The sequence below is a fragment of the Actinomycetospora succinea genome, assembly GCF_004363095.1.
Taxonomy (GTDB): Bacteria; Actinomycetota; Actinomycetes; order Mycobacteriales; family Pseudonocardiaceae; genus Actinomycetospora; species Actinomycetospora succinea.
The window spans coordinates 140463-162873 of the sequence record NZ_SNYO01000009.1 but is presented as its reverse complement, the minus strand read 5'-3'; the positions used below and the strand labels follow the sequence as shown (position 1 = coordinate 162873).

The 22411-nt window shown below is 76.5% G+C and carries 20 protein-coding genes; 15 read left to right on the top strand and 5 right to left on the bottom strand.

Annotation, left to right across the window (positions count from 1 at the left end; translation table 11 throughout):
- Window positions 1-37: 37 nt before the first annotated feature.
- The 3 genes from sigJ to EV188_RS24840 are packed head-to-tail and all read left to right on the top strand — an operon-like array spanning window position 38 to window position 2098.
- The gene (gene sigJ, locus EV188_RS24850) at window positions 38-925 is read left to right on the top strand and encodes an RNA polymerase sigma factor SigJ (protein WP_243741973.1); all 888 of its coding nucleotides are present in this window, start codon (window positions 38-40) and stop codon (window positions 923-925) included.
- A gap of 40 nt (window positions 926-965) precedes the next feature.
- Window positions 966-1694, top strand: a complete 729-nt coding sequence (locus tag EV188_RS24845; RefSeq protein WP_133829005.1) for an SDR family oxidoreductase — start codon at window positions 966-968, stop codon at window positions 1692-1694.
- A complete protein-coding gene (locus EV188_RS24840) occupies window positions 1691-2098 on the top strand; it encodes a hypothetical protein (RefSeq protein ID WP_133829004.1) in 408 nt (135 codons plus the stop codon). Before EV188_RS24845 ends, EV188_RS24840 begins: the two co-directional genes overlap by 4 nt.
- Here EV188_RS24840 and EV188_RS24835 read toward each other — a convergent pair.
- A complete protein-coding gene (locus EV188_RS24835) occupies window positions 2088-2645 on the bottom strand; it encodes a TetR/AcrR family transcriptional regulator (RefSeq protein ID WP_133829003.1) in 558 nt (185 codons plus the stop codon). The two genes, EV188_RS24840 and EV188_RS24835, sit on opposite strands and share 11 nt — an antisense overlap.
- A 72-nt stretch (window positions 2646-2717) precedes the next feature.
- Between EV188_RS24835 and EV188_RS24830 the strand changes: the two genes are divergently transcribed.
- From EV188_RS24830 to EV188_RS24815, 4 genes are all read left to right on the top strand, one after another.
- Window positions 2718-3848, top strand: coding sequence for an FAD-dependent monooxygenase (locus tag EV188_RS24830; protein ID WP_133829002.1), 1131 nt, complete (start codon window positions 2718-2720; stop codon window positions 3846-3848).
- Window positions 3845-4801, top strand: coding sequence for an NAD-dependent epimerase/dehydratase family protein (locus EV188_RS24825; RefSeq protein WP_133829001.1), 957 nt, complete (start codon window positions 3845-3847; stop codon window positions 4799-4801). The genes EV188_RS24830 and EV188_RS24825 overlap by 4 nt, the downstream gene beginning before the upstream one ends.
- 214 nt (window positions 4802-5015) lie before the next feature.
- Window positions 5016-6071: a tRNA (adenosine(37)-N6)-threonylcarbamoyltransferase complex transferase subunit TsaD gene (gene tsaD / locus EV188_RS24820; RefSeq protein WP_133829000.1), complete on the top strand. Its 1056-nt coding sequence runs from the start codon at window positions 5016-5018 to the stop codon at window positions 6069-6071.
- A 61-nt stretch (window positions 6072-6132) separates the two neighbouring features.
- The gene (locus tag EV188_RS24815) at window positions 6133-6339 is read left to right on the top strand and encodes a DUF2795 domain-containing protein (RefSeq protein ID WP_166660055.1); all 207 of its coding nucleotides are present in this window, start codon (window positions 6133-6135) and stop codon (window positions 6337-6339) included.
- 4 nt (window positions 6340-6343) lie between these two features.
- Here the strand turns inward: EV188_RS24815 and EV188_RS24810 are convergent, their stop codons facing one another.
- Both EV188_RS24810 and EV188_RS24805 read right to left on the bottom strand, forming a co-directional pair.
- On the bottom strand, window positions 6344-7219 hold the full coding sequence (locus tag EV188_RS24810; protein WP_166660054.1) for a PP2C family protein-serine/threonine phosphatase: 876 nt from the start codon (window positions 7217-7219) through the stop codon (window positions 6344-6346).
- A 223-nt stretch (window positions 7220-7442) separates the two neighbouring features.
- Window positions 7443-7973, bottom strand: a complete 531-nt coding sequence (locus EV188_RS24805) for a type II toxin-antitoxin system PemK/MazF family toxin (protein WP_243741972.1) — start codon at window positions 7971-7973, stop codon at window positions 7443-7445.
- 133 nt (window positions 7974-8106) lie between these two features.
- On the opposite strand from EV188_RS24805, the gene EV188_RS24800 reads away from it, so the two are divergent.
- Window positions 8107-9726, top strand: coding sequence for a Na+/H+ antiporter (locus EV188_RS24800; RefSeq protein ID WP_133828996.1), 1620 nt, complete (start codon window positions 8107-8109; stop codon window positions 9724-9726).
- 7 nt (window positions 9727-9733) lie between these two features.
- On the opposite strand, the gene EV188_RS24795 is transcribed toward EV188_RS24800, so the two are convergent.
- Entirely contained in the window at window positions 9734-11560 is a 1827-nt protein-coding gene (locus EV188_RS24795) for a serine/threonine-protein kinase (RefSeq protein ID WP_133828995.1), read from the bottom strand.
- Window positions 11561-11850: 290 nt separating this feature from the next.
- Between EV188_RS24795 and EV188_RS24790 the strand changes: the two genes are divergently transcribed.
- The 5 genes from EV188_RS24790 to EV188_RS24770 all read left to right on the top strand — a co-directional run bounded on the left by EV188_RS24790 (window position 11851) and on the right by EV188_RS24770 (window position 19756).
- Complete coding sequence (locus tag EV188_RS24790) at window positions 11851-12327, top strand: helix-turn-helix domain-containing protein (RefSeq protein ID WP_133828994.1); 477 nt, start codon at window positions 11851-11853, stop codon at window positions 12325-12327.
- Window positions 12324-12524, top strand: a complete 201-nt coding sequence (locus EV188_RS24785; RefSeq protein ID WP_133828993.1) for a hypothetical protein — start codon at window positions 12324-12326, stop codon at window positions 12522-12524. Before EV188_RS24790 ends, EV188_RS24785 begins: the two co-directional genes overlap by 4 nt.
- Window positions 12525-12659: 135 nt before the next feature.
- Window positions 12660-13982, top strand: a complete 1323-nt coding sequence (locus tag EV188_RS24780; RefSeq protein WP_208114366.1) for an FAD-dependent monooxygenase — start codon at window positions 12660-12662, stop codon at window positions 13980-13982.
- 131 nt (window positions 13983-14113) lie between these two features.
- Complete coding sequence (locus tag EV188_RS24775) at window positions 14114-18745, top strand: cation-translocating P-type ATPase (protein WP_133828991.1); 4632 nt, start codon at window positions 14114-14116, stop codon at window positions 18743-18745.
- A 90-nt stretch (window positions 18746-18835) separates the two neighbouring features.
- On the top strand, window positions 18836-19756 hold the full coding sequence (locus EV188_RS24770; protein ID WP_133828990.1) for a DUF2188 domain-containing protein: 921 nt from the start codon (window positions 18836-18838) through the stop codon (window positions 19754-19756).
- An 89-nt stretch (window positions 19757-19845) separates the two neighbouring features.
- Here the strand turns inward: EV188_RS24770 and EV188_RS24765 are convergent, their stop codons facing one another.
- Entirely contained in the window at window positions 19846-20103 is a 258-nt protein-coding gene (locus EV188_RS24765; protein ID WP_133828989.1) for a WhiB family transcriptional regulator, read from the bottom strand.
- A gap of 578 nt (window positions 20104-20681) precedes the next feature.
- Here EV188_RS24765 and EV188_RS24760 point away from each other — a divergent pair.
- Window positions 20682-20891, top strand: coding sequence for a hypothetical protein (locus EV188_RS24760; RefSeq protein ID WP_133828988.1), 210 nt, complete (start codon window positions 20682-20684; stop codon window positions 20889-20891).
- A 26-nt stretch (window positions 20892-20917) separates the two neighbouring features.
- Complete coding sequence (locus EV188_RS24755; protein WP_133828987.1) at window positions 20918-22411, top strand: DUF2867 domain-containing protein; 1494 nt, start codon at window positions 20918-20920, stop codon at window positions 22409-22411.

Sequence of the window (22411 nt, the reverse complement as noted above, 5' to 3'; positions counted from 1 at the left end):
GCGGTCGAAGGCAAGCGATCCCGGGCAGGATGGGCGTGTGGATCAGGCCACCGCGGTCTTCGACGGGCAGCGCCCCCGCCTGTTCGGCATCGCCTACCGGATGCTCGGCTCCGCGCACGACGCCGAGGACGTCGTCCAGGACGCCTGGCTGCGGTGGGCCGGCCACGAGGAGACCGTCGACAACCCCGCCGCGTGGCTGACCACCGTCGTCACCCGGCTCTGCCTCAACCGCCTCGACTCCGCGCGCGCCCGCCGCGAGACCTACGTCGGCCCGTGGCTGCCCGAGCCGATCCTCACGGACGACCCGGCCACCACGCTCGAGGAGCGCGAGTCCGTCTCGCTCGCCCTGCTCACCACGCTCGAGCGCCTCACCCCGCCCGAGCGCGCCGTCTACGTGCTGCGCGAGGCGTTCGGCCACAGCCACGCCGAGGTCGCGGCCGTCCTCGACGTCACCGAGGCCGGGTCGCGCCAGCTGCACACACGGGCGCGCCGGCACCTCGCGGCCGTCCCGACGGTGTCGACGACCCCGGCCGACGTGGGCCCGCTGCTCGCCCGCTTCGTGGCGGCCGCCCGCGACGGCGACCTCGCCGGCCTCGAGGCGCTGCTGGCCGCCGACGTCACCGTGTGGTCGGACGGCGGCGGGAAGGTCAAGGCCGCCCGGCGGCCGGTCCACGGCCGGGAGGCGGTGGCGCGGTTCCTCGTCGGCATCCTCGGGCCGGGCCGATGGCACGGCACCGGCGCGGCGGCCGAGGTCAACGGCGCGCCGGCGGTCCTCGCCTTCCTCGACGGCCGGCTGGACGGTGTCCTGACCGTCGAGGGGGACGGAGAGGTGCGAGCCGTCCGGATCCTCCGAAACCCCGACAAGCTCGCCTTCCTCGCCGGGCAGCTGTCACGTTCCGAGGGGCTGTCCGGTCGACCTTCCTGACGGGCGCCGCCGGGGCGCCGGACAGGACCGGGAGGACGTCATGACCGTGCTGATGACCGGGGGGACGGGCACGCTGGGGCGCGCGCTCGTGCCGATGCTCGACGAGCCGCGCGTCCTGAGCCGCCGTGACGGACCGGGACGGGCCGTCGGCGACCTGGACACCGGCGCGGGCCTCGACGCCGCGCTGGCCGGGGCGTCGACGGTGCTGCACCTCGCGAGCCGGCCGAAGGGCGACGCGGCGTCCACCGCGCGGGTGGTCGCGGCCGCACGGCGCGCCGGGGTCGGGCACCTCGTGCACATCTCGATCGTCGGCGCCGACCGCATCCCGCTGGGCTACTACCGCGAGAAGGTCCGCAGCGAGGAGGTCGTCGCCGACTCCGGGGTGCCGTGGACGATCCTGCGCGCCACCCAGTTCCACGACCTGCTCGCGACCCTCTTCGCGACCACCGCCCGCGCCGGCGTCCTCCCCGTGCTCGCCGGGGCGTCCTTCCAGCCGGTCGCGGTCGAGGACGTCGCCGCCCGCCTCGCCGCGCTCGCCGCCGGCCCGCCCCAGGGCCGCGTGCCCGACCTCGGCGGCCCCGAGGTCCGCACGATGGCCGACCTCGCGCGGACGTGGGCGCAGGTGACCGGCCGACGGCGCCCGGTGGTGCCGCTGCGCCTGCCCGGGGCGATCGCGCGGGGCTTCCGCGCGGGGGCGAACCTCGCGCCCGAGCACGCCGAGGGCGTCGGCACCTTCGAGCAGTTCCTCGCCGCGGGGGTGGCCCGGTGATCGCCCGGGTGCTCCTCGCCGTCCTCGCGGCGATGCAGTTCGTCATCGGGCTCTGGGCGCTGTTCCTGCCCCTGGCGTTCTACGAGGTCTTTCCGTACGGCGGCACGCCCTGGGTCGCCCTGCTCCCGCCGTACAACGAGCACCTCGTGCGCGACCACGGCGCCGGCACGCTCGCGCTCGGCGTCGCCCTCGCGTTCGCCGTGTGGTGGCCGGAGCGCCGGCTGGTCATCGCGGTGATCGTGTCGTTCCTGGTGTTCGCGGTGCCGCACGCGGTGTTCCACACGTTCCACCTCGAGCACTTCCCGCTCGTGGACGCGATCGGCCAGCAGGCCGCGTTCGCGCTCGAGATCGTGCTGGCGATCGCCGTGCTGGTGGCGCTGCCGCGGGAGCGCGTCAGGCGGTGAAGCCCCGGACGACGTCGGTGATCGAGGCCCGGAGGCCGGCGTCGTCGCGCGGGGGCCGTCCGGCGCCCGCGAGCTGGTCGAAGGCGAGGCCGTCGAGGCAGGCGACGAGGTCGTCGGCCCGGCGCCGCGGCTCGGCGATGCCGAGCCCGGCAAGGGTGTCCGCGACCCGCTCGCGGATCAGCGCCCCCGTGGTGCGCAGCGCGGTCTCGAGCTCCGGGCGCCGGGTCGACTCCAGCGCGAGCTCCCAGCGCGCGAGCAGCCGTTCGTGGTCCTTCGCCACCCAGCGCCCGACGATCGCGACGCACGCCTCGACGAGGGCGTCGACGGACCTGATCGCCGGGGTGCCGCTCGCCATCTCCTCGAGCGTGCGCGCGGCCATCCGTTCCACGCAGGCCTGCAGGAGCGCCGAGCGGGTGCGGAAGTAGTACGAGCTCGTGCCCTCCGCGAGCCCGGCGGCGGCGTCGACGGCGCGGTGCGTCAGGCCGCGGCTGCCGGCCTGCGCGAGCACGGTGGTCGCCGCGTCGGCGAGGACGTCCCGACGGTCCACGAGCAGCCCCTTCCCCCGGTTCCTCTACAGCCGTAGAGTACCCGTTACTACAGACGTAGAGGAGCGTGGGTGATGGCACGGGCGGTCGTGGTCGGTGCCGGGCTCGGTGGTCTGGCGAGCGCGATCGCGCTGCGCCGGCGCGGATGGGACGTCACGGTCCTGGAGCGGCGGGAGCACGCCGCCGAGGCCGGGGCGGGCATCGCGCTGTGGCCGAACGCGCTGCGGGCGCTCGACGTCCTCGGGCTCGGGACGCGGGCCCGCGAGCTCGGCACCGTCGAGATCCACGGCGGCATCCGCACGTCGTCGGGGCGCTGGCTCTCCCGCACCGATGCCGCGGACCTGCGGCGACGCCAGGGCGACGGGGTCGTCGTGCTGGCGCGCCCCGACCTGCACGCCCTGCTGCGCGCCGCGGCCCCCGACCTGCGCGAGGGCGTCGGCGTCCGCGCCGTCGAGCCCGGCGACGCGGACCACCCGGCCGTAGTGCACGACGACGCCGGCGGACGGCACGAGGCCGAGCTGGTCGTCGCCGCCGACGGGGTGCGCAGCGCGGTCCGGGCCGCGATCTGGCCGGAGGCGACGGCGCGGGACACCGGGCACACCGCGTTCCGGCTCGTCGCGGACCACCGGCTCGACGCCGGCGGGGAGAGCTGGGGGCGCGGCGACCTCGTCGGGCTCGCCCCGCTGCCCGGCGATCGCACCTACCTGTACGCGATGGTCCCCACGGCTGAGGTGCCGGTTGACGCCGGTCTGCCCTGGCTTCGCGCGCGGCTCGCGGGCTGGCACGACCCGATCCCCGCGGTGCTCGACGCCGTCGACGGGCCGGTCCTCGTCCACCGGCTCGAGGACCTGCGCCCGCCGTCGTCCTGGCACCACGGCCGGGTCGCGCTGCTCGGCGACGCCGCCCACGCGATGACCCCGAACCTCGGCCAGGGCGCCGCCCAGGCGTTCCTCGACGCGGTCGTCCTCGCCGACGAGGCCACGGCCGACCCCGCGTCGCTCGCCGCCTACGAACGGCGCCGCCGCCCCGTCGCCGAGGCCGTCGCCCGCCGCTCGCGCAGCGCCGGCGACGTCGCGGCCTGGCGCTCCCCGATCGCGGTCGCCCTGCGCAACGCCCTCGTCGCCGCCCTGCCCGCCGCCGCGTCGGCGAGGGCGCTCGACCACCTGCTCGGTACCCCGGACACCCCCACCAAGGAGATGGCATGACCAGCACCCACGTCGTCGTCGGCGCGTCGGGCGGCATCGGCCGCGCCGTGTGCGCCGAGCTCGTCCGCCGCGGCCTGCCCGTCCGCGCGGTGACCCGCTCCGGCACGCCGGTGACCGGCGCCGAGGCGATCGCCGCCGACGCCACCGATCCGCCGGCGATGCGCGCGGTCTGTCGCGACGCCGCCGTCGTGTACCACTGCGTGAACCCGCCGTTCGCCTCGTGGCGCGCGGCGTTCCCGGCGGCCACGCGCGCCCTGCTCGACGCCGCCGGTGCGGCCGGCGCCCGGCTGGTCTTCGCCGACGACACGTGGATGTACGGGCGCGTCGACGCCCCGATGCGCGAGGACACGCCCGTCGCGCCGGTCTCGGGCAAGGGCGTGCTGCGGGCCTGGCTCGCCGAGATGGTGCTCGCCGCCCACGCCCGCGGGGACGTCGAGACCGTGATCGGCCGTGCGCCGGAGCTCTGGGGCCCGGGGGTGGAGTCGCTGCTCGCCGGCGGCGTCTTGGCGAGCGCCGCGCAGGGCCGCACGGCCCGGTGGCCCGGCGATCCCGACCTGCCGATGACCGCCGCCTTCACCCCGGACGTCGGCGCCGCCCTCGTCGAGCTGGCCCTCGCGCCGGCGAGCGCCACGGGCCGCGTCTGGCACACCCCGGTGCCGCCGCCGACCACCGGCCGCGCCTTCGTCGAGCGCGTCTTCGCCGCCGCCGGCCACCCGCCGCGAGTCGGGCGGATCACCCCGGCGATGGTCGCGGCGCTGCGCCTCGTCTCGCCGGTCGCCCGGGAGGGCGCGGAGCTGCTCTACCAGTTCGAGCAGCCGTTCCTCGTCGACGACTCCGCCTTCCGCGCGGTCTTCTCCACCCGCGCGACGGACTGGGACGACGGCATCGCCGAGACGCTGGCCTGGTACCGCGCCGACCCCGACCGCACGCGGCGCCGGCTGGTGCCGGCGTAGAGCGCGGCCCGGGGTCTTGAGCGAAGGGCACCTTCGCTCGAGTAGACGGGCGAGGGGCACCCCTCGCCCGTTCGCCGGGACCGTCCGCGACCCGCCCGGATCTGATCCGAGGGCACCTTCGGTCGGACAGACGGGCGAGGGGCTCCCGTCGCCGGGTTCCGTCGTGGTGCCGGCCACCGACGGGTCGCCGCGTGGTGAGAGGACAATCGACGCCGTGAGCACGCCCCTGGTCCTCGGCATCGAGACGTCCTGCGACGAGACCGGTGTCGGTCTCGTCTCCGAGGGGCGCCTGCTCGGCGACGCGCTGGCGTCGAGCATGGACGAGCACGCGCGCTTCGGCGGCGTGGTGCCCGAGGTCGCGGCGCGCGCCCACCTCGAGGCCATGGCGCCGATGGTGCGCACCGCCCTGCGGCGCGCCGAGGTCGACCTCGCCGACGTCACCGCGGTCGCCGTCACCGCGGGCCCCGGCCTGAGCCCGGCGCTGCAGGTCGGCCTCGCCGCCGGCAAGGCGTACGCGCTGGCCGCCGGCGTCCCGCTCTACGCCGTGCACCACCTCGCCGGGCACGCCGCCGTCGACGTCCTCGACCACGGCCCGCTGCCCGAGCGTTGCGTCGCCCTCATCGTCTCGGGCGGCCACACCTCGCTGCTGAGCGTCGGCGACCTGGCCCGCGACGAGGTCGTGCACCTCGGCGACACCGTCGACGACGCGGGCGGCGAGGCGTTCGACAAGGTCGCGCGCCTGATCGGCCTGCCCTACCCGGGCGGCCCGGCGATCGACCGCGCCGCGCGCGAGGGCGACCCGCGCGCCATCGCGTTCCCGCGCCCGCTGACCGGGCCGTCCGACCCCCCGTGGACGTTCTCGTTCTCGGGGCTCAAGACGGCGGTGGCCCGCTGGGTGGAGGCGCAGGACGGCCCGCTCCCGGTGCCCGACGTCGCCGCCTCGTTCCAGGAGGCCGTCGCCGACACCCTCGCCCGCAAGGCGGTCGCCGCCTGCGCCGACCAGGGCGCCGACACGCTGCTGATGGTCGGCGGCGTCGCCGCGAACTCCCGGGTGCGCTCGCTCATGGAGGAGCGCTGCGCCGCCGCCGGCCTCACCCTGCGCGTCCCGCCGATCCGCCTGTGCACCGACAACGGAGCGATGATCGCCGCCCTCGGTGACCTGCTCGTCCGCGCCGACGTCGAGCCCGACCCCCTCGACGTCGCCGCCGACCCGCGGGCCCGGCTGACCGGCGCGCTGCTCCACGGGACACGCCCGTTACCCGTCGCGTAGATCGTCTCTGTCGGACCCCTCACGTTGTCGCCCGGACGGCGGCCCGGTACCCGTGGAGGGCGTGCCCGGTTTCCGCGCGGTCCTCGACGAGGAGCGCTTCCCGCTGCGGCGGTGGCAGATCCTCGCCATCGCCGACGACTACGGCGCCGACACGCGCACGCGGACGAAGCTCGAGCAGATCCCCGACCGGCCCTACGCCGACGCCAGTGAGGTCATGATCGCCCTGGCGATGACCCCGGCCCACCTAGCGGCGCGCACGCCGCTGTGAGGCGTCAGCCCGAGGGCGCGAGCGCGAGCAGGATCGCGGTGGCGTTGTCGTGGCCGCCGTCGTCGAGCGCCGCGTCGACGAGCGCGCACACCCCCGCGTGCACGCCCTCGGCGTCGGTCGGGACGCCTTCCAGCACCGCGGCGAGCACCGCCGGGTCGGGCAGGTGGTTCCACACGCCGTCGCTGCACAGGAGCAGGACGCCGTGCTCGTCGAGCTCCCAGGTGCGGTGGCGCGCCACCACGTCGGGGGCGTCGGCGGCGAGCCAGCGGGTGATCACGTGGGCGCGCGGGTCGGACAGTGCGTCGTCGGCGCCGACGATGCCGGCCGCGACCATCTCGGCGGCCCACGAGTCGTCCTCGGTGAGCACCGCGGACTCCTCGGGCGCGCCGGGGCACAGCCAGTACGCCCGGCTGTCGCCCGCCCAGCTGACCACCGCGCGGCCGGCGTCGAGGACGGCCGCGACGTAGGTGCACGCCGGCGACTGGCCCTGGCCCGGCGCCAGCGCGGAGACCGCCTTGCGGGCCGCCTCGGCGGCGGTTGCGGCGGCGTCGTCGAGGTCCTGGCCCGAGGTCAGCGCCTCGTGGCCGGCCGCGACGGCGACGTCGCAGCCGGTGCGCGACGCGGTGTCGCCGCCCGGGACGGACGCGACCCCGTCGCACACGACGGCGACGACGGCCGCGGTGCCGTCGGCCATCGTCGCGCGGGTCAGCGCGAAGGAGTCCTCGTTGCGCCGGCGGCGGTGCCCGCGATCGGTGACGCCCGCACCCAGCACGACGGGTCCGTGCGGCGCCTCGGGCGCGTCGAGGACCTCCTCGGCGTGCTCGGCACCCGCGAAGGACGGGGACGACGCGGGGGACGCGGACGCGGGCTCGATCGGCACGGGCACTCCCTACACCCTCGTGCCCGGGTGGGCCGGGACGACGCGGTGGGCCGGGACGGGCGTTTCGCCCAGCGGGTGGATGGCGACGGGGCCCGGTCGCCGGACGGACGAGCGGGACGGCGGCGTGATCACCCGTACCCCCCTCCACCGGCGGCCCGGAGGGACCGGGCCGGTGCGCAGGAGGGTAGCCGTTCCTGCGAACGGGTGGAGGGGCGCGGGGAGGTCAGTTCCAGCCGTAACCGCTGCGCAGCTCGGCCGCGACCCGCTCGAACCGGTCGGCGGGCATGACGGCGCCCTCCCGGCGGATGCCGTGCTCCTCGATCTCCAGCACGCGGTCGAGGCGGACGAACGAGTCGCGGCCCTCCCGGTCCCACGGCCCCGAGCCGACCGGGACCCAGTTCTCGTCGTCGCGGCGGTGCTCCTGGCTGGAGAGCATCAGGCCGAGCAGGTCGCCGTCACCGCCCCGGGAGACGACGAGCACGGGGCGGTCCTTGCCCTGCGAGGCGTCCTCCTCGTAGGGGACCCAGGTCCACACGATCTCGCCGGGGTCGGCGGCGCCGTCGAGGTCGGGCGCGTAGGAGATCGTGCGCGCCCGCTCGTTGGCGGGCGCCGTGCGCACGGGACCACCGCCGCCCGACGGGCGCGGTCCGCCACCCGACGGCCTGCCCCGCTGCTGCTGGCCGTCCACCTGCTTGTTCAGCAGGTCCAGCCCCGCCTGCAGTGCCCGCCCCACGACATCCCGGAATCCCGCCACGACGCACAGCTTGCCGGGCCGCCCCGGGCCGGGACATCCCGGGCCGCCCGGGGCCCTTCCCGGCGACGAGGAGACGGCCCGACAGCGCTCCTCCGTCGCGCTGCCCTGCCGTTCCCGCGCCTAGGGTCCGATCATGACGGTCCTGGCGCTCGTGGTCGCCGCCCTGTTCGTCGGCGTCGTCCTCGTCGGGGTCGGCGACCGTCTGCGCCTGCCGTGGCCGGTGCTGCTCGTGCTCGTCGGGACGGCCGCTGCGTTCGTGCCCGGGATCGACGCCCCGGACCTCGACCCCGAGCTGATCCTGCCGCTGTTCCTGCCGCCGCTGCTGTTCGCGACGGCGCAGCGGGCGTCGTGGTCGGTGTTCCGCGCGCGGTGGCGCGCCGTGCTGTTCCTCGCCGTACTGCTCGTCGCGGTCACCGTCGCGGCGGTCGGCGCGACCGTCACGTGGCTGATCCCCGGCATCGCGCTCGGGTCCGCCCTCGCCGTCGGGGCCGCCGTCGCCCCGCCCGACCCGGTGGCCGTCGAGGCGGTCGCCGGGCCGCTGCGGATGCCGCGCCGGCTGGTCGGCGTGCTGCAGAGCGAGGGCCTGTTCAACGACGCGACCGCGCTCGTCGTGTTCCAGGCGGCGATCGCGGCGACGGTGGCCGGGGAGCAGCCGGGCGCCGAGACCGGTCTGCTGCTCGTGTGGTCGGCCGTCGGCGCGGTGGGGGTCGGGCTCGCCGCCGCCTGGCTCGCGGGGCAGCTGGCCGACCGTCTCACCGACCCCGTCGCGCCCAGCGCGCTGACGCTCGTCCTGCCGTTCGCGGTCTACCTCGCCGCCGACGCCGTCGAGGCCTCCGGCGTCATCGCGGTCGTCGTGGCCGCGCTGCAGATGCGCCAGCGCGCCGACGCCGACGACGTCGAGCAGCGCCTCACCGGCAGCGCCTTCTGGAACGTCGTCGAGATGCTCGTGACCGCGGCCGCCTTCGCGCTGATCGGGCTCGAGCTGCGCGCGGTCATCGAGGACGCGGGGGACCAGCTGGGCCGGATGGTCGCCGACGCGGCGGTCGTCGCCGTCGTCGTGATCGCCGTGCGCGCGGTGTGGATGCTCGGCGCGCTGGTGTCGGTGCGCCGCCGCGGGTCGCCGCCGGGCACCGCGCCACGCACGGTCGCCGAGGCCGCGGTGCTGACGTGGTCGGGGATGCGGGGGCTCGCGACGCTGGCCCTGGCGCTGGCCCTGCCGCGCGTCACCGACGACGGCTCGCCCTTCCCGTTCCGCACCGAGCTCGTGATCATCGCGGCCGGGGTGCTCGTGGCCACGCTCGTGCTGCCGGGGCTCACGCTGCCGGTGCTGCTGCGCGTGCTCGGGGTGCGCGAGAGCGAGGAGGTCGGGCGCGCGGCCGAGCGCCGGCTCGTGGTGCGGGCGCGCCAGGCCGCGCTCACCGAGCTCGCCGCGCTGGACCGCGAGGCGCTCGGGGTCGACGACACCGTGGGGGAGGAGGTGCTCGGCGAGCTGCGCGCCCGCTTCGCGCGCCTCGGCGTGGGGGAGGGCGGCACGGGCGAGGCGCCCGGCGACGACGCCGCCGACCGCGCCGACTACGAGCAGCGCCTCGAGACCCTGCGCCGCCGCCGCGACCAGTGGATGCGCGTCCAGTCGCTCGCCCTGGCCGCCGCGCGCCGCGAGGTGCTCGCCGCGCGCTCCGAGGCCGGCGTCGACCCCGAGATCGTCGACCGCGTCCTCCAGCGCCTGGACGTGCGGTCGCTCGCTTCCGGCTGAGACCGAATCAGCGGATCAACCCGCCGAGCGCCTCGACCGCCGGGTCCAGCACCGTCTTCTTCTTCGGCGCGGTCGTGGTGGTGGTCGTGGTCCGGTCGGCTGCCGCCGACGACGACGCCGTGTGGGACGTCGCCGAGTGCGTGGCGGACTCGGTGGTCTCGGTGGTCTCGCCGGCCTCCGAGGTCGCCTCGGTCGTCGATCCGGGGGCCGACGTGGTCGTCGGCTGGGTCGTCTGCTGGGTCGTCTGCTGCGGCGTCGACGGCGTGATCGTCGCCGTCCCGTGCGGCAGCCCGGGCACCGTGACCGTCGGCAGGCCGGGGACCAGCGCCGGCCGCTGGGTGGTGGACGTGGGCCGCGTCGACGAGGGCGTCTCGGACGTCGTGGTCGAGGTCGGCGTGGTCGAGGTCGGCGTGGTCGAGGTCGGCGCGGTGGTGGTCGGCGAGGGCGTGGTGGTGCTGCTCGGCTGCCGCGTCGTGGTCGACGCGGACCCGCCGTCGGTGACCGCCGCGGTGGACGGCTCGCGGACCAGCGCCGCCGCCTGGCGCTCGGAGCCGTCGTCGGTGGCCCGGCGCTGCCCGCCGTCGTCACCGTCCCCGTCGTCCTCGTCGCGGGACGACGACGAGTGCCCGCCGCCCCCGGACGAGCCGCCGCCCGGGTCGGCGACGACCTCGGCGGTCGGGGGCGGCACGGTGGCCGCCGGTGGGGTGGCGGTGTTGACGCGGTCGACCGTCCACGCCGAGGCGACGACGACGCCACCCGCGAGCAGGACCGCGGCCGCGACGGACGCGGCGACCATGAAGCCGCCGGCGTCGGCGAGCCGGCGGCGCCGGCGCTCCGGGACCTCGGCGAGGCCCGGCGTCTCCCCGGAGGCGGGGCCCGCGACCGCGCCGAGCGCCGTGGTCGCGGCCGCGACGGGGCGCAGGTTCTCCGTGGTCGCGTCCGGGGTGCCCGCGCCGGCGACGGGGGCCATCGCGTACGGCGGCGTCGGCGCCTCCGCGGCGAGCGCGGCGCGGCGCAGGCCGAGGCAGACGTTCTCGGCGGTGGGCCGGTGGGCCGGGTCGTCCGCGGTCATCGCCTCGAGGAGCGCGAGCACCTCGATCTCGAGACCCGGCGGCATGTCGGGGCGGCGCTCGAGCCGGGCCCGGGCGGCGGCCAGCGGGGCGCCCTCGTAGGCGGGGCGGGCCGTCAGCGCCTCGATCATCACGAGGCCGAGCGCGTAGACGTCGGCGGGCGCGCCGACCGACTCGCCCCGCACCTGCTCGGGCGCGAGGTAGGGCGCGGACCCGACGACGATGCCCGTGTCGGTGATCCGCGGGGCGTCGGCGACGAAGGCGACGCCGAAGTCGGAGAGGTGCGCGCGCCCGTCGCCGTCGAAGAGGACGTTGCGCGGGGTGACGTCGCGGTGCAGGACGCCGGCCCGGTGGACGTGGCTCAGGCCGTCGGCGACGGAGGCGACCGCGAGCAGCGTCTCGCGCACGCCGAGCGGACCGCCGGCGAGCCGGTCGGCCAGGCTGCCGCCCTCGAGCAGTGCCATGACGACGAACGCCCGACCGGCGTCGTGGCCGACGTCGTAGACCGGCACGAGGCTCGGGTGGTCCATCGAGGCCGTCAGCCGGACCTCGCGCTCGATGCGCGGGTCGTCGGTGACGGGGAAGATCTTGACGGCCGCCTCGCGGTCGAGGAGGAGGTCGTGGGCGCGGTAGACCTCGGAGCACGTGCCCCGGCCGAGGAGCTCGCCGAGCTCGAAGCGCTCACCCAAACGGTCGGGCAGCGGGCCGGGGTCGGGGTCGGGGGAGGCGCCGGAGGCGGGCGTGGACGGCCGGACGTCGGTCATCGGCTCGTCACCCCCCTCGCACACCGTCGACGATCACATCCTTCCACCTCTCATACCCGGATCGGGGCACAACGACGTACCGGATTCCCGAATTCGAGTGATCGAAGGGTGATCGACGACCAGCCGTCGTCGCCCGGTCGCTCTGGGCTCACCTTCTTCGGTGACGCGTTGCGCACGACCCGTCGGAGCATTGACAGAATTTGCAGTCCCGAGTAGAACTTCGGGACGTCCGCCCTGCTCATGGTGGGTCGGACTGCGCAGAGCACGAACGCAAGGACGCGACGGAAGCCGTGGGCGCCGAGAGCCTCGACGAGGAGGACACCCCCGCGCTGACCACTGGTCAGGCGGCGGAGTTCCTCGGGGTTCGACCGGCGTTCCTCCGGAGTCTCGACGCGGGTCGGATGGTTCGCCCGGAGCGCTCCGTGGGCGGACATCGGCGCTGGACGCGCCGGCAACTGGCCCTCGCCGCCCGGATCCGCGAGCTCTTCGACGAGGGCCTCACCCTCACCGCGGCCGCGATGGTCGTGACGCTGCAGGACGAGGTGGCCCTGGTCACGCGCGAGCGCGATCAGGCCCACGACGAGCTCGAGCGGGCCCGACGCGAACTGTCACGGGTTCGGCGAGAGCTCGTCGCGGCCCGAGGAGAGCAAACCGCTCCCCCCGTGCCGTCCGCTCGCACCCACCGTGCGGGCGGGCCCGAAGTGCCCACGACCGCTCTTCGACAGCCCCTGCCGACCCCTCCACCTCAACGGACCTCCTCCACATGAAGCTCATCGACCACCGTCGGTCCCACCGTCCCCTCCTCCTGCGCAGCCCGATGCCGCCGTCGCTGGCCCGGGTCCCGCTCGTGGACCTCTGTTCCTGCAAGCACCCGCGCGAGTCGCACGAGCACTACTACCTCGGCGACCACTGCGCCCAGTGCGAGTGCGCGCACTTCCGCCGGGTCGACCCGGCCCGCGCCTGACGCTCCGCCACCACCGGCCCCGTCACCTCGTCGAGGTGGCGGGGCCGTCCTGTTGCCCGGGGGAGGCGCCGGACGAGAGGCAGCCCACGCCCCGCACGACGGTCCGCCCACCCCCCGGCGCCTACTCTGGAGATCGTGGAGCGCACCGGGCGTAACGGACAGCCCCGCGCGCTCGTCGTCGGCGCCGGGGTCGCCGGCCTCGCCGCCGCCACCTCGCTGCACCGGGCCGGGTGGTCGGTCGTCGTGTGCGAACGGGCCGGCGCGCGCCGCACCGGCGGGTACTTCGTCCGGCTCGCGCCCGAGGGTCTGGCCGCCGCCGACCGTCTCGGCGTCTCGCACGCGCTGCGCACTCGCCTGCCCGCCGACGGGATCATCACCGGCGTCGACGGGCGGGGCCGCACGGTCTCCCGTGTCGAGGCCTCCCTCGCCGAGGACCCGGACGCGCTCGCCCTGGTCCGCGGCGACCTCGAGGCCGCCTTGTGGGCAGCCCGTCCGGACGAGGTCGCGGTGCGGTTCGCGACCGTGCCCCGCCGGCTCGACCTGCGCCGTGACGCCGTGGACGCCGTCCTCGACGGACCGGGCGGGTCGACGTCGGAGCGGTTCGACCTCGTCGTCGGCGCCGACGGCGTGCGCTCGGCGGTGCGGGGGATGGTGTTCGGCCCGGAGTCGGAGTTCCGCCACGAGTTCGACCACGTCGTGGTCTCCGCGGTGCTGCCCCGCCTGCCCGGCGGGCTGCGCGAGGGCGACTACGTCGTGCCCGCCGAGGTCGGGCGCACGGCGCACCTCATGGCCGTCGCGGAGCACGCGCCGGTCGTGTTCTTCACGTTCCGCGCCGACCTCCTGGGCCGCGACGGCCGCGACGCCGCGCAGACCGCCGCCGCCGACCCGGTGGGCGCCCTGCGGCACGTCTACGGCGACTTCGCCGGGCTGATGCCGGAGATCCTCGACGGCGTCGAGGAGGCCGGCACCACCCACGTCGACACCGTCGCGCAGATCCGTCTGGGGTCGTGGCGCCGCGGCCGGGTCGTGCTCGTCGGGGACGCGGCGTGGTGCCCCACGCTCTACTCGGGGCAGGGTTCGGCGCTCGCGCTCGTCGGCGGGGAGACGCTCGGCTCCCACGTCGCCGCGCACCCGGACGACCTCGAGGCGGGCCTCGCGCGGTGGGAGGCGGCGCACCGCCCCGCCGCGCTCGCGGCCGGCAGCGCGGCCCGCCGGTCACGGCACTTCTTCCTGCCCGGCAACCGGATCATCGCCGCGCTGCGCAGCGGGGCCCTGCGGATCGCCTCGTGGCGGCCGGCGGGGCGCCTGCTGCACACGCTCGCGTCGCGGGCCGCCGGGCCCGGGGGGCCGGGCTCCGGCAGCGGCGGCTCGGGAACCCCACCCGATCGGCGCGACGTTCATCCGAAGGCCACTTCCGGGTCGCGCTCGTTGCGACCTTCGGCCCTGGGCCGCCCGTAAGCTGTGCCACGCCGGGTGCACGACGCTGCGCCGTCCGTGCCCGAAGAGCGTGCGCCAGGTGAGGCGAGATCGGGTACTTCGCGTACCCCGGTCCACCAGCACGATCCGACGAGAGGACGACAGCCACCCCCATGGCTTCCGAACCCGCACCCCGGCCCTCCCGAGGCCTGCTCGCGCGCGTGGTGGACCCGCTCGGCATCGCCGGCGGTGTGCTCGACCGTGTCGACCCGTTCCGGCACCGCGGCCGCCGTGTGTGGCGCGGCGCGGGCCGGGTGCAGATCGGGGTGCCCGCGGTCGTCCGCGAGTCCGGCGCCGAGCTCGGGCGCGCGATCGAGAAGGCGCTCGCCGCCCACCCGGAGGTCGAGTGGGCCGCGGTCAACGCGGCCCTCGGCGCGGTCGTCGTCGGCATGGCCGGCGAGGGTGACGCACCGGTCGGCCTCCCCGTCGACGAGGTCGTCGACGACCTCGTCGATCTCGTCGAGATCCTCGAGGAGCGCGAGGGCGGCGACGCCGTCGCGCCCACGGGCTCGCCGTCGATCGGTCCGGCGCAGCAGGCGTTCACCGCGCTCGCCGCCGACATCGCCGGTCTCGGCGTCGCCGCGATCGGCCGCGTCCTGCGCCGCACGCCGCTGCCCGCCGAGCTCGCGTCGTCCGCGACGTTCGTCGACCACCAGCCCCGCCTGCGCGCCGCCGTCGAGCGCGCGCTCGGCCAGGACCGCGCCAACGTCCTGCTCGCCCTGTCCAACGCCGCCGCGCAGGCCCTCGGCCAGGGCACCACCGGTCTGGTCGTCGACGCCGCCTACCGCGCCATGCAGGTCGCCGAGGCCCGGGCGCGCACCGAGACGTGGGACGACGTCGAGCCCCGCCTGCTCGAGTCGGCCGACCACGCCGCCGCGCTCGCCGACGACGACCTGATCGAGGAGCGCCCCGTCGCGCTGCCGACCGGGCCTATCGAGCGCCACGGCGACCAGGTCGGCATGGCGGCCGCCGGCGGGTTCGCCGCCACCGCGGCCGCGACCGGTTCGGTGCGCAAGGCCGCCGGCGTCGCGCTGTCCACGCTGCCGAAGGCCGGCCGGCTGGGGCGCGAGGGGTTCGCGACGACGTTCGGCCGGGTCCTGTCGAAGCGCGGCGCGGTGGTCGTCGAGCCGGGCGCGCTGCGGTGCATGGACCGCCTCGACACCGTCGTGCTCGACGCCGAGGCGCTGACCACCGGCGTGCTCATGCTCGGGGACCTGATCGCGCTGCCCGACTCCGACGGCACCGCCGACCCGCTCGAGGACCTCGTCCCGCGGGTCCACGAGCTGTTCGACCCGGACGCGCCGACCGCGCCGCACCGGGTCACCGAGGACGCCGAGCACTGGCTGCTCACCGGGCTCGACGACATCCCCGGCGGCGACGACCCGACGGCCGTCGAGGCCGGCGACGCGCTCGTCGCCGACGGCGCCACCCACGTGCTGGGCCTGCGCCGCGACGACCGCCTCACCGCCGTGGTCGGCGTGCTGCCCGAGCCCGCCTCGGCCGCCGAGGCGCTCGCCGCGGCCACGCGCCGCGCCGGCGTCACCCTGATCGTCGGCGGGGCCGAGGGTGCGGGCATCGGCGACCGCGCGATGGCCGGCGGCGAGGCCCTGCGCGACTCGGTGCGCCAGCTGCAGGCCGCCGGGTCCGGCGTGCTCGTCGTGTCCCGCGACCGGCGCGCCCTCGCGGCCGCCGACCTCGGCATCGGTGTCTCCCGTCCCGACGGCGTCGCCCCGTGGGGCGCGCACGTGCTCGTCGGCGACGACCTGGGCACCGCGGCGCTGCTCATCGAGGGCATCAAGGTCGCCCGCGGGGTCTCCAGCCGCTCGGTGAACCTCGCCCGCGCCGGCTCCGTGCTCGGGGCCGTCATGGCCACCGCGGGGACGACGCCGCGGGCCCCGGGCCTCGCCGGGCTCGCCGTCAACGGCGCCGCCGGGGTGTCGCTGGGCGCCGGGGCGTGGTCGGCGTCCGAGCTCGGCCGCCGCGTCGTCGTGCCGGGCGTGAGCCGCACGCCGTGGCACGTCATGCCGACGAGCACCGTGCTCGCGCGCCTCGACGTCACCGAGCGCGGCCTGACCACCGCGGAGGCCCACCGGCGCCACCGCGACGACCCGGCCGCCGCGGAGACCGAGACGACGCTGGGCCGCGCGTTCCTCGACGAGCTCAACAACCCGCTCACCCCGGTGCTCGCGGGCGGCGCGGTGCTCTCGGCGGCCATCGGTGCCGTCGTCGACGCCGCGATCGTCGTCGGCGTCACCGCGTTCTCGGCGCTGATCGGCGGCGTGCAGCAGGTCGCCACCGACCGCGCCGTCGCCGGCCTGCTCGAGCGCTCGTCGATCCGCACCCGGGTGCTGCGCGACGGCACCCCGCGCGGCATCGCGGCCGACGAGGTCGTCGTCGGCGACGTCATCGAGCTCGGCCCCGACGACGTCGTGCCCGCCGACTGCCGCGTGATCGAGTCGGACGCCCTCGAGATGGACGAGTCGTCGCTGACCGGCGAGTCGCTGCCGGTGGTCAAGACCCCGGCGCCGGTGATCGCCCGGACCGTCGCCGACCGTCGCTCGATGGTCTACGAGGGCGCCACGGTCGCCACCGGCCGCGGGCGCGCCGTCGTCGTCGCCACCGGCTCGAGCACCGAGGTCGGCCGCTCCACGGCCGCGGCGAAGGCCAGCGCGCCGGTCGCGGGCGTCGACGAGCGCCTCGCGGGGCTCACGAAGATCACCACGCCGCTCGCGATCGGGTCGGCGGCCGCGGTCGTCGCCGCCGGCGCGCTGCGGGGCCTGCCGTTCCAGCAGAACCTGCACTCCGGCGTCGGCCTCGCCGTCGCCAGCGTCCCCGAGGGCCTGCCGTTCGTCGTGTCCGCCGCCCAGCTGGCGTCGGCGCGGCGGCTCTCGGCCGAGGGCGCGCTGGTGCGCAACCCGCGCACCATCGAGGCGATCGGGCGCACCGACGTCCTGTGCTTCGACAAGACCGGCACGCTCACCGAGGGCCGTCTCGCGCTCTCGGCGATCTCCGACGGCATCAAGCTGCGCCCCACCGACCGGCTGCGCAAGCGCCAGGGCCGCGTGCTCGCCGCCGCGCTGCGCGCGACCCCGCGCCCGGCGCCGGGGGAGCGGCTCGCCCACCTCACCGACCGCGCGGTGGTCTACGGCGGCCAGCAGTTCGACGTCGACCCGGCCCACAAGCGCCCCGGCTGGTGGCCGGTCGCCTCGCTGGACTTCGACCCGTCCCGCGGCTACCACGCCACGCTCGGCGAGGTGGACACGCCGGAGGACGCCAACGCCGAGGACGGGCCGTTCCGCCTGGTGTCGGTGAAGGGCGCGCCGGAGGTCGTCATCGCCCGCGCCACGAGCTGGGCGGGCACCCCGCTCGACGACGAGGCCCGCCAGCGCCTCGTCGAGCACACCGAGCTCCTCGCCGGCCAGGGCATGCGCGTCCTGGCCGTCGCCGAGAAGGTCCTCACGGCCGACCAGCACGCCGCGCGCTCCGCGGAGCGTGACGCCGACGGCGCCGACGACAACGCGCTGGACGACACCGACGTCGCCGACCTCGAGTTCACCGGCTTCGTCGGGTTCACCGACCCGGTGCGCGCGGGCTCGCAGGCGACGGTGCGCGACCTCCGGGACGCGGGCGTCCAGGTCGTCATGATCACCGGTGACCACCCGAGCACCGCCGAGGCCGTCGCCGACGAGCTCGACGTGCTCAACGGCGGCATCGTCGTCACCGGCTCCGAGCTCGACGCCCTCGACGACGACGAGCTCGACGAGATGCTGCCCAAGGTCCGGGTCGTGGCGCGGGGGACCCCGTCGCACAAGGTCCGGATCGTGCAGGCGTTCCAGCGCCTCGACCGCACGGTGGCGATGACCGGCGACGGCGCCAACGACGCCCCGGCGATCCGCCTGGCCGACGTCGGCATCGCCCTGGGCCGGCGCGGGACACCCGCCGCCCGGGCCGCCGCCGACCTCGTCATCACCGACGACCGCCTCGAGACGATCCTCGCCGCGCTGGTCGAGGGCCGGGCGATGTGGGCGTCGGTGCGCGAGGCGCTCGGCGTGCTCGTCGGCGGCAACCTCGGCGAGATCGCGTTCACCGTGCTGGGCGCGACCACCACGGGCACCTCGCCGCTGAACGCCCGCCAGCTGCTGCTGGTCAACCTGCTCACCGACCTGGTGCCCTCGCTCGCCCTCGCGGTGCGCGCGCCCCAGCCCGAGTCGGCGGCCGAGCTGCTCGCCGAGGGGCCGGAGGCCTCGCTGGGCGCGGCGCTGAACAACGAGATCGGCCTGCGCGCCATGGCCACCGCGGGCGGCGCGAGCCTCGCCTGGCTCCAGGCCCAGGCCACGCCGTACGGCAGCCCGGCGCGGGCCCGCACGGTGGCACTCACGGCGCTCGTCGGCACCCAGCTGGGGCAGACGATCGTCGCCGGCGGCGCGCGCAGCCCGCTGGTGATCGGCGCCAGCGTCGTCTCCGCGGGCGCGCTGGTCGCCGTCGTGCAGACCCCCGGCGTGAGCCAGTTCTTCGGCTGCGTACCGCTCGGGCCGGTGGCCTGGGCGCAGGCCGCGGGCTCGGCGGGCGTGGCGACGGCCGCCTCGGTCGTGGGCCCCGAGCTGGTGCGACGCTACGGTCCCCTCCTGGTGCCGGAGGGTTCGCCGCAGGCGTCCTGGCTCGACCGTCTGGACGAGGTCAAGGACGAGGCGACGAAGCGGTACCTCGAACTGCAGAACCGTGCGGCGGAGGCGCTGAACGGGTGATTGCGGTGTCGGTTACTGATGCGTTTGTGCAGGTCGTGGCCTGGGCATCAGGTCAGGTGAAGACACCGTCGAACAGGAGTTGAGACTGTCATGGCCGACCGGTACGTCGTTCCCACCGAGGACGGCTGGCAGGTGCAGAAGAAGGGCGCCCAGCGAGCCAGCGCCAAGGCGGCCACGCAGGCCGAGGCGGTCGAGCGGGCGACCGAGATCGTGACCAAGGACGGTGGCGGCAAGGTCGTCGTGCACGGCACCGACGGCAAGGTGCGCGAGACCCACCAGGTCAAGAGCGAGAACGCCCCCGTCGAGGCCGTCAAGGCCACCGCGAAGGCGAACGCGTCGGGGACGCAGGCCAAGGCGCAGTCGGCGACCGACAAGGCGTCGACCAGCGCGAAGAAGGTCGGCGACGACGCCAAGGCCACCGCGCAGAAGGACGCCGACCGCGTCGGTGAGTCGGCGAAGAAGGCCGCCGCGCAGGCCGAGGCCGGCGCGAGCGGTGTCGCCGACCAGGCCGCCAAGGCCGCGTCCGGCGACAAGAGCCCGTCGGCGGCGGCCAAGGACGCCGCCACCGTCGCGCAGGTGTCGGGCGAGCAGGTCGCGACCACCACGTCGCGCGCCGGCGAGCGCGTCGCCAAGGACGCCACGCGCGTCGCCCAGCACGCCGGCTCGGAGGCCAAGGCCCGTGCCGACGAGGCCGGCGCCGCGACCGTCACGGCCGGCGACCGCGCCGCGACCGTGTCCTCCGGGGTCGCCTCGGAGCTCGACGACGCGGGCGACACCGCGGCCCGCCGGGTCAACCGGGCGACCGAGTCGGCCGCGCAGCAGGTCGACCGCTCGGTACGCGAGGCCGCCGACCAGGTCCGCGACAACGCCCCGGGCTACAACCCGGTGCGCATCGTCGGCAACGCCGCCTCGATCGCGGTGAAGACCGGCTTCAGCCTGGCGGGCGCCGTGATCTCCACCGGGGGTCAGGTGCTGCAGTTCGCCGCGCGGAAGGTCACCGGCCGGGGCTGAGTCGCCCCTGCTGACGATCCTGCTGACGAATGACGAAGGGCCCGGCCCCCGGAGGGGGACGGGCCCTTCGTGCGTCTGCTGCGGGCCGCTCAGGCGGCGTGCGGGGTCGCCGCGGAGCCGATGCGCGCAGCGCGGCGCATCGCCCGGCGGTCCTCCTCGCTGGTGCCGCCCCAGACGCCGGCCTCCTGGCCGGTGTCCATGGCCCACTGGAGGCAGCCCCGCTGGAGGGGGCAGCTGTTGCACACGGCCTTGGCCTCGGCCAGCTGGGCGGAGCCCGGGCCGTGCGCGGTCAGGGGGAAGAACAGTTCGGGGTCGTGGTCGCGGCAGGCCGCGAGCTCCCAGTCCATGCTCGTGCTCGTCCAATCTCGCTCGTCGGTGGTCAGCTCGGCCGGGCCTGCTCACGAGCAGGGCGGCCGTGGTGCCGCCGGGCCCGACGCGAGGCGCGCACGCGCGCACCTCGCGACGGCCCCTGCGGCACGGTCGTGCGCCGGGTGTCGGTTCGTATCCGGGGGTCGTGCCTGTACGGTCCTCGGAGCGGCCCGTGGGTGGGCCCGCGCCCCGGGGTCCGGAGCACCTCGGTACTCATCTATGACGTCGAGGTGACCGAAACGGTTCCCTCGATCCGCGACATGTCGTCACGGACACGTCCTCCGGGCGTGCCGGGGCCGCACATCAGCGAGCCCCCATGATCTATCCGTACAGCGCGTCGGGCAAACGCATTTGATCCGCGCCACCCTGACGAACGCGTGTGTCGTTCGTCACAGTGCTCGCTCACGCTCTGCTGACGGGATGTGGTGAACGGGTGGGGACGGACGTCCCGACGTGCGATGCGCTGCGGTTCTCCTGCCGTCGCGCCACACTGGGGTGGTCGGGATACCCGATCGAGCGAGGGCTGGTCCGGGGTCCCGTGAGGGAGGGCGGGTCGGTGAAGGCAGCGCGGCGGACGGCACGCGACATCGTCATCTGGGTGACCCTCACCGGCGGGATCGTCGGCCTGGTCCTGGGGTGGACGATCATCGGGCTGATCGTGCTCGCGTTCGGGCTCTGGCAGCTTGTGATCGCCGCCCGGCGCGGCGGCGGCCTCTTCGTCGACCAGCGCCTGGCCGACCGTCCGGGCAAGCCCACGGTCAGCTGACCGCGCGGTGCCCCCGGGGTGCCGCGGTGATCGACGCGCTCCAGGATGGCGGCATGCGCTGCGCGGTGATCGGAGGGACCGGGTACGTCGGCGTGCGCCTCGTGCGGCGCCTGCTCGACGAGGGCCACGACGTCGCGGTGCTCGTGCGCAGCCGCGCGAAGCTCGCGGCCACGGGCTGGGCGGAGCAGGTCGACGCCGTCGACGGGGACCTCGCCGACCCCGAGGCGGTCGCCGCACTCGTCGCCGGCGCCGACGCGGTGGTGCACCTCGCCCACGCCCTCGAGCGCCCCGACTTCCCCGAGCGGGACCGCGCCGCGGCCTGGGCGGTGAGCACCGCGGCCGCCGACGCCGGGGTGCGGCGCCTGGTCTACCTGGGCGGGCTGCGGCCGTCGTCTTCCGGAGCCTCGCGGCACCTCTCCTCGCGCGCGGAGGTCGCCGACGTCTTCCTCGCCGGCGACGTCCCCACCGCCGCGCTCGAGGCGTCGATCGTGGTCGGCTCCGGGTCGACGAGCTTCGAGATGATCCGCTACCTCGCCGAGCGCGTCCCCGTGCTGCCCGCGGTGCCGTGGCTCGCGCACCGGACCCAGCCCATCGCGATCGCCGACGTCCTGCACTACCTCGTCGGCGCCCTCGCCCTGCCCGCCGAGGTGAACCGGCGCTTCGACGTCGGCGGGCCGGACGTCCTGACCTACCTGGACCTGGTCCGCCGCTACCTGCGCCTCGCGGGCCTGCCCCAGGGCGTCGTGGTCCCGGTGCCCGTCCCGGTGCCGCCGGGCGGGCCCGCGCTCGCCGGGCGGGTCGTGGAGGCGCTGACCCCGCTGTCCCGGGAGCTCGCGACGCCGCTGATCGAGTCGCTGGCCGACGACCTCGTGTGCGCCGAGGAGGACGTCCTCACGGTGATCGGGCCGCCGCCGGGCGGGCGCACGACCTACGACGCGGCGGTGCGGGCGGCGCTGGGGCAGCGTTCGGAGCCCTCGTCGATCACGGATGACCCCGCGCTCGCGGGACCCACGGACCCCGCGGGCTCCGGCGGCACCGTCCACACCTGGAGCACCACCGAGCCCTCGCCCGCCGACGTCACGGAGCTGTGGTCGGTGGTGGACGGGATCGGCGGCGACGCGGGCTGGTTCGTCCCGCTCGGCGCGTGGACGGTGTGGGGCTGGGCCGACCAGCTCCTCGGCGGCGTCGGCGGGTACCGCGGGCGTCCGCGGGCCCGCGCGCTCGCCGTCGGCGACGTCGTCGACGGCTGGTGCGTGGAGGCGGTCGAGCCCGGGGTGCGCCTGCGGCTGCGCTCCGAGATGCGGACGCCGGGCCGGCTGACCCTCGAGCTCGCCGCCGACCCCGACGTCTCCGGGCACGGCTCGCACCTGCGCCTGACCGTCCGCTTCGTCCCGACGGGCCTCGCCGGCCTGGTCTACGGACGCGCGCTGCTGGCCGGCGCGCCGGCGGTCTTCGGCACGATGGCCCGCGGCATCGCCGCCCGCGCCGCCGTCATCCCCCTCGCCCCACCCCGTCCGTGA

Coding starts and splice junctions, on each gene's coding strand:
- EV188_RS24845 (WP_133829005.1), top strand. CDS start 966: ATGACCGTGCTGATGACCGGGGGGACGGGCACGCTGGGGCGCGCGCTC.
- EV188_RS24830 (WP_133829002.1), top strand. CDS start 2,718: ATGGCACGGGCGGTCGTGGTCGGTGCCGGGCTCGGTGGTCTGGCGAGC.
- EV188_RS24825 (WP_133829001.1), top strand. CDS start 3,845: ATGACCAGCACCCACGTCGTCGTCGGCGCGTCGGGCGGCATCGGCCGC.
- EV188_RS24800 (WP_133828996.1), top strand. CDS start 8,107: ATGACGGTCCTGGCGCTCGTGGTCGCCGCCCTGTTCGTCGGCGTCGTC.
- EV188_RS24795 (WP_133828995.1), bottom strand. CDS start 11,560: ATGACCGACGTCCGGCCGTCCACGCCCGCCTCCGGCGCCTCCCCCGAC.
- EV188_RS24785 (WP_133828993.1), top strand. CDS start 12,324: ATGAAGCTCATCGACCACCGTCGGTCCCACCGTCCCCTCCTCCTGCGC.
- EV188_RS24775 (WP_133828991.1), top strand. CDS start 14,114: ATGGCTTCCGAACCCGCACCCCGGCCCTCCCGAGGCCTGCTCGCGCGC.
- EV188_RS24770 (WP_133828990.1), top strand. CDS start 18,836: ATGGCCGACCGGTACGTCGTTCCCACCGAGGACGGCTGGCAGGTGCAG.
- EV188_RS24765 (WP_133828989.1), bottom strand. CDS start 20,103: ATGGACTGGGAGCTCGCGGCCTGCCGCGACCACGACCCCGAACTGTTC.